This is a genomic window from Aromatoleum anaerobium (assembly GCF_012910705.2).
GTDB lineage: Bacteria > Pseudomonadota > Gammaproteobacteria > Burkholderiales > Rhodocyclaceae > Aromatoleum > Aromatoleum anaerobium.
Window position 1 is genome coordinate 667,219 of sequence record NZ_WTVG02000038.1, and the last position, 9,951, is coordinate 677,169.

Annotated in this window: 11 protein-coding genes, 1 tRNA gene and 2 pseudogenes; 7 read left to right on the forward strand and 7 right to left on the reverse strand. The window is 65.4% G+C overall.

What is annotated here, in order from left to right; all coding sequences use genetic code 11:
• The first annotated feature begins 46 nt into the window (after positions 1-46).
• Positions 47-123: transfer RNA gene (locus GO606_RS12050), tRNA-Arg, on the forward strand.
• 599 nt (positions 124-722) lie between these two features.
• Here GO606_RS12050 and GO606_RS12060 read toward each other — a convergent pair.
• Positions 723-935, reverse strand: a complete 213-nt coding sequence (locus GO606_RS12060) for a type II toxin-antitoxin system mRNA interferase toxin, RelE/StbE family (protein WP_169116842.1) — start codon at positions 933-935, stop codon at positions 723-725.
• Positions 922-1,281, reverse strand: coding sequence for a type II toxin-antitoxin system RelB/DinJ family antitoxin (locus GO606_RS22115; protein WP_211166448.1), 360 nt, complete (start codon positions 1,279-1,281; stop codon positions 922-924). The genes GO606_RS12060 and GO606_RS22115 overlap by 14 nt, the downstream gene beginning before the upstream one ends.
• 65 nt (positions 1,282-1,346) lie before the next feature.
• On the opposite strand from GO606_RS22115, the gene GO606_RS12070 reads away from it, so the two are divergent.
• From GO606_RS12070 to GO606_RS12085, 4 genes are all read left to right on the forward strand, one after another.
• Positions 1,347-2,642, forward strand: coding sequence for an RNA polymerase sigma factor (locus GO606_RS12070; protein ID WP_169116841.1), 1,296 nt, complete (start codon positions 1,347-1,349; stop codon positions 2,640-2,642).
• A 77-nt stretch (positions 2,643-2,719) separates the two neighbouring features.
• Positions 2,720-3,112 (forward strand): YciI family protein, encoded by a 393-nt coding sequence (locus tag GO606_RS12075; RefSeq protein ID WP_169116840.1) that lies wholly within the window; start codon positions 2,720-2,722, stop codon positions 3,110-3,112.
• Between the two features lie 85 nt (positions 3,113-3,197).
• Positions 3,198-3,641 carry a YybH family protein gene (locus tag GO606_RS12080; RefSeq protein ID WP_169116839.1) on the forward strand — a complete coding sequence of 148 codons (444 nt, stop codon included), beginning with the start codon at positions 3,198-3,200 and terminating at the stop codon, positions 3,639-3,641.
• 146 nt (positions 3,642-3,787) lie between these two features.
• Positions 3,788-4,261: a VOC family protein gene (locus tag GO606_RS12085; protein ID WP_169116838.1), complete on the forward strand. Its 474-nt coding sequence runs from the start codon at positions 3,788-3,790 to the stop codon at positions 4,259-4,261.
• A 407-nt stretch (positions 4,262-4,668) separates the two neighbouring features.
• Here the strand turns inward: GO606_RS12085 and GO606_RS22120 are convergent.
• The 3 genes and pseudogenes from GO606_RS22120 to lexA form a co-directional block, all read right to left on the reverse strand.
• Positions 4,669-4,803: pseudogene (locus tag GO606_RS22120) on the reverse strand (error-prone DNA polymerase); the annotation flags it as partial.
• Between the two features lie 167 nt (positions 4,804-4,970).
• Positions 4,971-5,438: pseudogene (gene imuA / locus GO606_RS22125) on the reverse strand (translesion DNA synthesis-associated protein ImuA); the annotation flags it as partial.
• A 34-nt stretch (positions 5,439-5,472) separates the two neighbouring features.
• Positions 5,473-6,084, reverse strand: coding sequence for a transcriptional repressor LexA (lexA, locus tag GO606_RS12095; RefSeq protein WP_169116837.1), 612 nt, complete (start codon positions 6,082-6,084; stop codon positions 5,473-5,475).
• A 281-nt stretch (positions 6,085-6,365) separates the two neighbouring features.
• Between lexA and GO606_RS12100 the strand changes: the two genes are divergently transcribed.
• Both GO606_RS12100 and GO606_RS12105 read left to right on the forward strand, forming a co-directional pair.
• The gene (locus tag GO606_RS12100; RefSeq protein WP_169116836.1) at positions 6,366-7,022 is read left to right on the forward strand and encodes an MOSC domain-containing protein; all 657 of its coding nucleotides are present in this window, start codon (positions 6,366-6,368) and stop codon (positions 7,020-7,022) included.
• A gap of 303 nt (positions 7,023-7,325) precedes the next feature.
• A complete protein-coding gene (locus GO606_RS12105; protein WP_169116835.1) occupies positions 7,326-7,892 on the forward strand; it encodes a PRC-barrel domain-containing protein in 567 nt (188 codons plus the stop codon).
• A 129-nt stretch (positions 7,893-8,021) separates the two neighbouring features.
• Here the strand turns inward: GO606_RS12105 and GO606_RS12110 are convergent, their stop codons facing one another.
• Positions 8,022-8,375 carry a hypothetical protein gene (locus GO606_RS12110; protein WP_169116834.1) on the reverse strand — a complete coding sequence of 118 codons (354 nt, stop codon included), beginning with the start codon at positions 8,373-8,375 and terminating at the stop codon, positions 8,022-8,024.
• Positions 8,376-8,475: 100 nt separating this feature from the next.
• Complete coding sequence (locus GO606_RS12115; protein ID WP_169116833.1) at positions 8,476-9,771, reverse strand: DUF445 domain-containing protein; 1,296 nt, start codon at positions 9,769-9,771, stop codon at positions 8,476-8,478.
• Positions 9,772-9,951: the final 180 nt, after the last annotated feature.

Genomic DNA, 9,951 nt, shown 5'->3' on the forward strand with positions numbered 1-9,951 from the left:
ATAAGCTAGCGCGCTTGATTACGAGCAAAAACTCGTAATCGCCCCCGCGCCCGTAGCTCAGCTGGATAGAGTACTGCCCTCCGAAGGCAGGGGTCGGACGTTCGAATCGTCTCGGGCGCGCCAAAAAATTCAATGGGTTAGGTCATGTCTGCCTAGCCCATTTTTGTTCTTGGCCGATTTTTGGCCCAAGCCTGGCCCGGATTTGGCCCGCAAAATTTATAGGGCAGGGCTCACCTTGGAAACTGACCCGTGCTCACCGGCGGTCGGCAGAATCACCAAGGCTGACGTACTTGCCTATCGTGCCGAACTCGGGAAAGTGACCGCACGGGGCAAGCAGACCACGCTTTCAGCAGCCCGGATCAACAAGCTGTTGAATCCGCTGCGCCAGATCCTCAACGAAGCGGCCGACCGATTTGATTTTCGCACGCCCTTCGACAACATCAAACAGCTGCGCATCAAGCGCACCGACGTCGATCCGTTCTCGATCGACGACGTGAAGCGGATCCTCGCGACGGTCCGCGCGGACTTCCGCGACTACTTCACGGTGCGCTTCTTCACCGGGCTGCGCACGGGCGAGGCCGACGGGCTCAAGTGGAAGTATGTCGACTCCGAGCACCGCCTCATCCTCGTGCGCGAGACCGTCGTCAACGGTGAGGAGGGGTACACCAAGACCGACGGCAGTCAGCGCGAGATCCAGATGAGCCAGATCGTGTTCGACGCGCTCAAGCGCCAGCAGGCCGCGACCGGCTCGCTTTCGCCCTACGCGCCCAATCGCCGGACAGGTCGTGATCCCGGTAACGGGCACCCAAGGGCTGATCGGTCGCCAGCGCGATCAGTACCGATTTGAGCGCGTGATCGAATGTGGTGCGATGCTGGCCCTTGGCCTCCCGCTTGTAATCGCGCTTGAATGCAGACGAGCGATCAATCGTCCGCATGCAGGTCGTCCACGCTGGCGAACTTCTTGCCCTTGCCCGTTTCCAGTTCAGCAATGGCCTTGCGCGTGGTGGCGTTAGGCACTTTCACATCGAAGGGCAGGCGGTGTTCGTCAGCGATGCGCAACATCAGCAGACGGATGGCATCGGAAATCGACAGCCCCATCGCTTCGAGCGCGCTCGCGGCGCGTTCCTTGGTGGCAGTGTCGATGATGCCTATATTGACGCACGCCGTGCCTGAGTCCGCTCCACACACGGTCAGCCCCGTGAACTGGAGCAGTCGCCTTCTGAAATCGACACCACTGCAGGGCGGCAATGCTGTTGCTCGAAACCGGCCGCTTGCGGGCATACCGGACTGCCAACGGTCTGATGCACGAAAGTCTCCGAATGCCGAAACGCTCCCGGGAGGCGCGAATGGACGACCGTAAGGATTCACCGGACGAATCGCACCCGCTCTTGCCGGTAGCGCCCGGCGGAGCGGCCGGGACGGTGCGTGAGCAACTGGAAGTGATCTACCGGACCGAGTCACGCCGGCTCTTCGCGACGCTGGTTCGCCTGCTCGGCGACTTCGACCTCGCTGAGGAGGCGCTGCACGATGCCTTTCGCGCCGCGCTCGAGCAGTGGCCGCGGGAGGGCATGCCGGCTAACCCGCGCAGCTGGCTGGTGTCGACCGGTCGCTTCAAGGCAATCGACGGCCTGCGGCGGCGCGCACGCTTCGACTTCGTCGAGGACCTCGACGACCGGCCCGACCCGGCGAGCGAGGAGGCCGCCGACGAAGACAGCGTCGAGGACGATCGCCTGCGGCTGATCTTCACCTGCTGCCACCCGGCGCTGTCGCCCGAAGCGCAGGTGGCGCTGACGCTGCGCGAAGTGTGCGGCCTCACCACCGAGGAGATCGCGCGCGCCTTCCTCGTCACGCCGCCGGCGCTCGCGCAGCGCATCGTGCGTGCCAAGGCCAGGATCCGCGATGCGCGCATCCCCTACGAAGTGCCGCCGCAGGCGGAGCTGCCGGCCCGCCTCGACAGCGTGCTGCGCGTGGTCTACCTGGTGTTCAACGAGGGCTACTCGGCTTCGGCCGGCGATTCGTTGACGCGCGCCGAGCTGTCGGGCGAGGCGATCCGGCTCGGCCGGCTGCTCGCCCAACTGCTCCCCGAGCCTGAGTCGATCGGGCTGCTGGCGCTGATGCTGCTGCAGGAGTCGCGCCGTGAGACGCGCACGACGGCGGAGGGCGATCTGGTCCTGCTCGACGAGCAGGACCGCTCGCGGTGGAACCGGGCGCTGATCATCGAAGGCATGGAGTTGGTCGAGCGCGCACTGGTCTCGGGTCGCGCCGGCCCCTATGCGCTGCAGGCGTCAATCGCGGCGGTGCATGCCGAGGCGCCCACCGGCGCCGCGACTGACTGGGCGCAGATCGTCGGTCTCTACGATGTGTTGCTGCGGCTCGACCCGTCGCCGGTGGTCGAGCTGAATCGCGCCGCGGCGGTGGCGATGCACGACGGGCCAGCAGCCGGGCTGGCAGCGGTCGATGCGATCCTCGCGCGCGGCGAGCTTGCCGACTACCACCTCGCGCACGCCGCCCGCGCCGATTTGTGCCGACGTCTGGGCAGAACCGAGGAGTCGCGGGCGGCCTACCGACGCGCGCTTGCACTGGCCCGACAGGCACCCGAGCGTCGCTTCCTCGAGCGGCGGCTCGCGGAGCTGGGGGCGTGATGTCGATCTTGCGGCGTGTTATTCGACCAAGGGGTACGGAAGCCGCACTTGAACACGACCCTCGAAGGAGCAAAGCGATGAAATACCTGTGCCTGATCTGTGCCGAGAAGGTGATGGAGCAGATGCCCCGCGCCGATGCGGACAAGCACTTCGAGGAGTACCGCGAGTTTACCGACGCCATCCGGCAAAGCGGCCATTACGTCGGCTGCAACCGGCTGCTACCGCCCGATGCCGCCAGCACGGTCCGGGTGCGCAACGGCCGGGTTTCGGTCACCGACGGGCCCTGGATCGAGACCAAGGAGCAACTCGGCGGCTACTACCTCATCGAGGCCCGGGACCTGAATGAGGCGATTCAGGTGGCGTCCCGCATTCCGGGGGCGAAGTTCGGCTGCGTCGAAGTGCGACCGGTCGCGGAGGATCTGCAGACGCTGCAGGCGCTGGGTTTCGTCGCGGCGGAATCCGCCCGCTGAACCTGCAAACCGATGTCGATTTGACCACCCGTCGATCGACTAGCAGGTACACCCACCCGTTTCACCCATACCAAGGAGACCTGTCATGGACACCCTATCCACCCTCGCACCCACTGAAACCGAGCTTCGCAGCCAACTGGAAGACTGGGCGCACGCGGTTCGCGCCAAGGACATCGACCGGATCTTCGCCCATTACGCGCCGGACATCGTCGCCTTCGACGCCATTGCCCAGTTGCAGTTCAAGGGCGCCGACGCCTACCGCAAGCACTGGGAAACCTGTCTGACGATGTGCACCGGCCCGATGATCTTCGAACTCCACGACCTTCAGATCACCGCGGGCGACGATCTGGCCTTCGTCCACGGCCTCAACCGCTGCGGCGGCACCGGACCGGACGGCAAGGAGATGTCCGGCTGGATGCGCATGACCGCCTGCTATCGAAAGCAGCACGGCGAATGGCGGGTCGTGCACGAACACTTCTCCGCCCCGTTCGACCCGCAGAGCGACAAGGCTCTGTGGCTGGAGCCCTGACGCGCCCCTTACGAACGCCAGTTCTGGGGCGACGACTGGGGTCTGCTCGAAGACCCGTTCGGCAATCAAGTGGGCGGTGTTGCAACCCGCAGTGCAGCCTTAACCGGCTGTCCAGGACCCGCGGTTCCGATACGAAAGGAGAAACCATGCACAAGAACACGATCTGCCTCTGGTTCGACAAGGACGCCGAGGAGGCCGCCCGCTTCTACGCCGCGACCTTCCCCGACAGCCGGGTGACTGCCGTCCATCGCGCGCCCGCTGATTACCCATCCGGCAAAGCCGGCGACGTACTGACAGTGGCGTTCACGGTTGCGGGCATCCCTTGCCTCGGCCTCAACGGTGGCCCGGGGTTCCCGCAGACCGAGGCCTTTTCATTCCAGATCGCTACCGACGACCAGGAAGAGACCGACCGCTACTGGAACGCCATCGTCGGCAACGGCGGGGCAGAAAGCGCCTGCGGCTGGTGCAAGGACCGGTGGGGCGTTTCGTGGCAGATTACCCCGCGTGTATTGACCGAGGCGCTGGCCGCGGGGGGCGAGGAGGCCAGGCGTGCCTTCGAAGCCATGATGACGATGCGCAAGATCGACGTCGCTGCCATCGAGGCGGCCCGACGCGGCTGAGCACCGCGCTGGCGTCCGGTATTGCAGGGGTTGACGGAGACATCCCATGAAACTCTGGACTGGAACCGCCATGGACAAAGTGCAGCAATCGAAAGACTTCTACACTCGTCAAAGCAGCACTTCGCTGCCAACCCGCTCCGATCCGACCGCCGCACCATCTCGAAGTAGGCGCCTGCGGGACCGGTGGGAGTTTGCGCACGCTTCACGCGCCATTCTTCAGATTATCGCGCTTGGTGCGTTGGTAATTTCGATTCTTGCTGAACTTGCGCCGAACACACGCCTGCAGGGGAGAAATCAGAATGAGCCGCTTGGCCACCGGTTGCAACGGATGGTCCGCGGCGCGATTGTTCCGCTTCTCTGGCGCCTGATCCTGATCGAGGCTCTTCTTGTCGGTTTTCGGCTGGGATTTATTGAAAATCCCGGCTGCGCGCATCGAGCGCCCCGAGCAGTGCCGAGTGATCCACCAGGCGTTGTGCGAGCAGGTGCACGACTTTGTCGTTGCGGCGGATCTGTCCGAACACGCCGAGCAGGCGCGCGCCGAGCGCGTGCGCCCAGTCCTCCGACGGGCGGACGAGCGTGCCCCGGGCGCGCCCGCGCGAACCAGCGTGCCGCCAGCGGCGTCGGCGCGGCGGCAAGGGTCGTGGTCAGGCCGAGCGGCAGCGCGGCGTCCGCGATGCGCTGCGCTGCCCGGGCGAAACACGAACAGCGACGTCGCGGACGCTTCGGCGGCGAGCTGCAGGCGCCGCAGCGCGGCGCTCTGGGCGTTCGGCAGCCACGCGACCACGACCGAGCAGCCGCCCGACGCGACCGCCTGCCGGATCGTCCATAAGGTCGTGGCCGGATCGGACGGCGTGAGCAGCAACAATCGGTCGAGCCGCACGCCGGCCGCGGTGAGCGCCGGCGCGTACGGCAGATGCGGCGGCGCGATCCACGCGATCCAGCGCTCGGCAGCAGCAGCGCGCAGCGCCGGCAGCAGCAGCGCGAGCTCTCCGATGCCGAACGCGTCAATGAGGAGCTCGATCAGCGCGCCGCGCGGCCAGCCGCCGCCGGGCAGCTGCGCGTCGAGCGCGGCAAAGCCCGTCGGTACGCCCGCTTCGGCCGGCCGGGCAAGCCGGTCGGCCGGCCAGACGAGACCGGGCGGCAACCCGGCGAGCCTCGCGAGAGGGGAGGTCGACATCGCTTTGCGGGTTGAGCCGGGATGCAGGGAGTCGTCACCGCGAGCCGTTGCGCACGAGGCCGACGGCGATGCCTTCGATGTCGAGCGCTTGATGGCGAGTGTCGACGACGATCGGTTCGAAGTCCGGATTGGCCGGCAGCAGGCGCACGATCGGCCCTTCGCGGGTGAAGGTCTTCACGGTGACCTCATCCTCGAGGCGGGCGACGACGACTTGGCCGGCGCGCACTTGCAGTGTGCGATGCACCGCGAGCAGGTCGCCGTCGATGATTCCGGCGTCGCGCATGCTCATGCCACGCACGCGCAGCAGGTAGTCGGCGCGCGGCGAGAACAGCGCCGAGTCGATCTGGTAGCGGGCTTCGATGTGCTCGACCGCGAGCATCGGCCGGCCGGCCGCGACGTGCCCGACCAGCGGCAGCCCCAGCGCCTCGACGAGCCGGATGCCGCGCGCGCGACCTTCCTCGAGGACGATCGCGCCTTTCGCGGCGAGCGTGCGCAGATGGGTTTCGGCCGCGTTCGGCGAGCGAAAGCCGAATGCGGTGCAGATTTCGGCGCGGGTCGGCGGTCGTCCTTCGCACTCCACGGTCTGACGAATGAAGTCGAGAATCTCGGTCTGGCGAGTGGTGAGGGGGTCAGCGCGAGAAATCATGGGCGTCTGCGGAAGGACGGGAGGTTGGAGTGAGGGAGCCGGCGGGTGTCAGCCCATCAAGATGACTGTATATTTATACAAATCATAGCTGGTGTTTTTGGCATCAGCTACCTCCAGACAGGAATGCGTTATTCACCCGGCAAGCGCAGGCGCTGGCGCAGCGTTCCATTCGAGTGGCGTAAGACGTGTCCGTCACCTGGGCGTGACCATCGTCGCGTTGGTGCCGGAGCGGGGGGCGGGCCTTTCGGGGCTAAAATGGCCGCATCACCGAGACTTGAGCCATGGCCAACGTATCCCTCTTCATCGGCGGCATCCGGCCGCTGCCCGAGTCGGGGCGTCCGACCGGCATGTACAAATCGCAGGTGAGCAGCGCCGAAGTGGCGCGCGATGGGTTTATCGGCGACCAGCAAGCCGATCGCAGGGTTCACGGCGGTCCCGACAAGGCGGTCCATTTCTACCCCGCTCGCCATTATGAACAGCTTGCCGCCCGCTTCCCCGAAGCCAGGGAGAGCCTGCGTCCGGGGGCGCTGGGCGAAAATCTCTCCTCCCTTGAGCTGGACGAGCGCGATATTCGCATCGGAGACATCTGGAGCCTGGGAACGGTCCGGCTGCAGGTGTGCCAGCCGCGCACTCCATGCTGGAAAATCGACGAACGTTTCGGCTGCGAAGGGATCGCGGCTTTCATTGCCGAACGCCTCCTGACGGGATGGTACTGGCGCGTGCTCGAACCGGGCCGAGTGTCACCGGGCGACATGCTCGACTTGTCGTCTCCGGCCCTCGACGCACCGACGCTGAGTGAGGCGATGCTGCTGTGGCAGGAACACCGTCCATCCCTTTCGCATCTCGAACGGCTCGCGCAGACGCCCGGTCTCGCCGCAGGCTGGCGCGACAAGATCAACCAGCGGCTGGCGTGGCTGAGGCGCGCGGGGGCAGGGTAGTTGCATCGGCGGGACGCCGCCCGGCCTGTTTCATTTTGATCACGTTCCGCAGTCTCCAGCCGGGAGTCGATGGGGGAACTGATCCGCTACTGGGCCCCAGGGCCGGGACTGGCTGCTCGTGAGGGCGTGCTTCGGAACTTAGAAAGGTGCCGATCGATCATAAGCTTATCTCGATCCCCGGCCGCAGCCGAATCGGCCGGACTTGGTGCGCTCGGTGCGGAACAGGGATCGATACGACGCTCGTCCGGATGGACATGCGGGCGAGACACCAGTCAGACGGACGCCACCAGGCAGGAGGATGATATGAGCTCGATCTATCGCAAGTCTTTGCTGGCCGGCGCACTTGCGGCGCTCGTTGCGGTCCCGATGGGGGCTGCTGCGGACTCGTACACTGAAGGCCAGACCAAGCACCAGATGCGCTCGCAGATGGGGGCTTCAGGACAGGTACAGTCGATGACCCCGAGCCAACTACGGGGAACCCAGGTCGTCGATGCGAGCGGTGAACAAATCGGTTCGGTGAAAACGGTCGTCCGCAGCCGCCAGGACGAAAACATCCATGCGGTGATTTCCGCAGGCGGTTTTCTCGGTGTCGGCGACAAGGAAATCACCGTGCCGCTCAACCGCATGCGTTACGAGGACGGCAAGCTGCGTCTGAGCGCGGGCGCCGATGAATTGAGGGCAAGGCCCGAGTACCGTCCGGAGCAGTACGTCGAACTGCGGCCGATGGATCAGCCGATCAGCGAGTTCTCGGCGCTCGAGACGGTGCCGGACAAGTCCGCGCCTTATCGCGGCCAGGGCACTTCATGGGACAGCGAGCGCAGCGCGGACCCGAATGCGCCGTATCCGGAGGGCTGGAGGGTCAGTCCGTAATCATTCGGGAATGATGCCGGAGCGAAGTTCGCCCGACATGCGGCAAAGGCCGGCACTCCCACGGGTGCCGGCTTTTTTTCGCTCGCCCAGCACTGCCGGCTCGAGGGGCAACCGGCGGAGCCGTTGTCGTCAGTCGCGGGTGCCGTCGCGGCGCTCGTCCTCTTCCCGAACCTCGCGCACGACCTCGCCCTCAATCACGATTCCCTGTCCAGGTTTCGGGTCCCGCTGAGCGGACGTTCTGGCCTGCGCCTGTGTCGCCCGCATGACCTTGCGCAAGTCACGTGTTTTCCACCAGACATAGCCCCAGATTACTGCTCCCGCTGCCACCACCACCGCGAAGAAGATCACCGAGAAGGTCAGTGCAAGGCCGAAGATGACCGCGGCAGCGGCGATCGCACCGAGCTTCTGCAGCAGGCCGGCAGGTTTCGACGGGTTGTGGTTGAGGTTTTTCAGAAGCGCTTCGAATCTCGGGTCGCGTTGCATGCATGTTCCTGGTTGTGGCTCGATGTGTGAGGTGGACCGCCTGTGGCGAAAAGATTCCCCGATGAGGGGCCTGGCGCCGACGATGATCACCAAGTCTGCGCTACCACGGGGTGGAGACAAACAGGGTCAGCGCATGCAGCACCAATCCGATCCCGCCCCCCACGATAGTGCCATTGAGCCGGATGAACTGAAGATCGCGACCGACGCTCAGTTCGAGTTCACGGACGAGGTCTTCGTCCTTCCAGCTCCTTATCGTTGAAGCGATGTGGCGGGACAGCGCGTCGCGGAGATCGTCCGCGAGCGCGACCACGGCGGATTCGAGATGGTCGTCGAGAGAGTCGCGCAAGGCGCGGTTTTCGGCGAGGGTCGTGCCGAAGGCGCTTGCCGCATCGCTGATTCGTTGCCGCAGTTGCGAGTCCGGTTCATGAAGGTCCTTGCGCAGCCAAGCTTTCAGCTCGTCCCACAGGCCGTCGAGGTAGCGTGCCAGAACCGGATGCGTCAATACCTCCAGCTTCGCGGCATTGACTCGCGCCTTGAAATCGGCATCGTTCTTCATGCGGCCGATGAACTCGGCCACCGTTTCGTCGAAGGCTTGCCGGCGCGGGTGCCGCGGATCGTCCCCGATATCGTGCAGCCAGCCGTTGATGCCCCGCACGATGCCGGCGGCGATCCTGCGGGAGAATTCTTCGGTGTTGGTGACGAGGCCCACCGTCTTCAGGGTCTTTGGGTACTCCTTGCCTGCGATCTCGATGATCATCGCGGCGAAGGCAATCTGCACCTCCGGGTCGTCGAGCCAGCGTGCCAATCGTCTGAGCGCGGCGTCCAGCAATTCCTGATGGCGGGCGTCGACCGTCAGGGTGTCGAGGATTTGTCCCGCCACCTCTGATACGTCGATCGCCCTGAGTCGCTCCCCGATCCTTGCAGCCAGCAGGCTGCGCACACGCTCGTCGTCGATGAAGTCCAGCCAACCGGCCAACACGCCGGCCAGCTTCCCGGCGACGATTTCAGTGTTGTCCCGCTGCCGCAGCCAGCCGGCCAGCCGCTCGGCCGGACTGAACGCGCGGAGCTTGTGGACGAGGGTGTCGGTCGCGAGGAACTTGTCGCGAACGAATTCCGCAAGGTTGTCGGCGAGCCGCTCCTTGTTTGCCGGAATGATCGCGGTATGGGGAATCGGTAGCCCGAGGGGATGCCGGAAGAGTGCAACGACGGCGAACCAGTCGGCCAGTGCTCCGATCATCGCAGCTTCGGCAAAGGCCGCCACCCAGCCCCAGATCCCGGCCCCTTGTTGCAAGCGGGCGACCACGAACAGGGCAGCAACCGCGACCAGCAGCACGCCGGCCAGCTGCTTCATTTTTGCCAATTGACGCGCCTTCGCGTCCCCGAATGCCGAAGACATATCCGTGGCTCCATGGAAGGGGCTCATGAAAACGCCGGGCTTGCGGCGTTGCACGAAGGGTAGCTTGCAATGCGTATTGCGGTAAGACGGGGACGTATATGACGCGCAACGGAGGGCTTCCCCGCGCGCGGACCGGGCGCCGCGCTTGCTGGCGCGGCATCGGAGCCCCGATGAAAGCGG

Coding starts and splice junctions, on each gene's coding strand:
- GO606_RS12060 (WP_169116842.1), bottom strand. CDS start 935: ATGCGGACGATTGATCGCTCGTCTGCATTCAAGCGCGATTACAAGCGG.
- GO606_RS22115 (WP_211166448.1), bottom strand. CDS start 1,281: ATGCCCGCAAGCGGCCGGTTTCGAGCAACAGCATTGCCGCCCTGCAGT.
- GO606_RS12070 (WP_169116841.1), top strand. CDS start 1,347: ATGGACGACCGTAAGGATTCACCGGACGAATCGCACCCGCTCTTGCCG.
- GO606_RS12075 (WP_169116840.1), top strand. CDS start 2,720: ATGAAATACCTGTGCCTGATCTGTGCCGAGAAGGTGATGGAGCAGATG.
- GO606_RS12080 (WP_169116839.1), top strand. CDS start 3,198: ATGGACACCCTATCCACCCTCGCACCCACTGAAACCGAGCTTCGCAGC.
- GO606_RS12085 (WP_169116838.1), top strand. CDS start 3,788: ATGCACAAGAACACGATCTGCCTCTGGTTCGACAAGGACGCCGAGGAG.
- lexA (WP_169116837.1), bottom strand. CDS start 6,084: ATGATTTCTCGCGCTGACCCCCTCACCACTCGCCAGACCGAGATTCTC.
- GO606_RS12100 (WP_169116836.1), top strand. CDS start 6,366: ATGGCCAACGTATCCCTCTTCATCGGCGGCATCCGGCCGCTGCCCGAG.
- GO606_RS12105 (WP_169116835.1), top strand. CDS start 7,326: ATGAGCTCGATCTATCGCAAGTCTTTGCTGGCCGGCGCACTTGCGGCG.
- GO606_RS12110 (WP_169116834.1), bottom strand. CDS start 8,375: ATGCAACGCGACCCGAGATTCGAAGCGCTTCTGAAAAACCTCAACCAC.
- GO606_RS12115 (WP_169116833.1), bottom strand. CDS start 9,771: ATGTCTTCGGCATTCGGGGACGCGAAGGCGCGTCAATTGGCAAAAATG.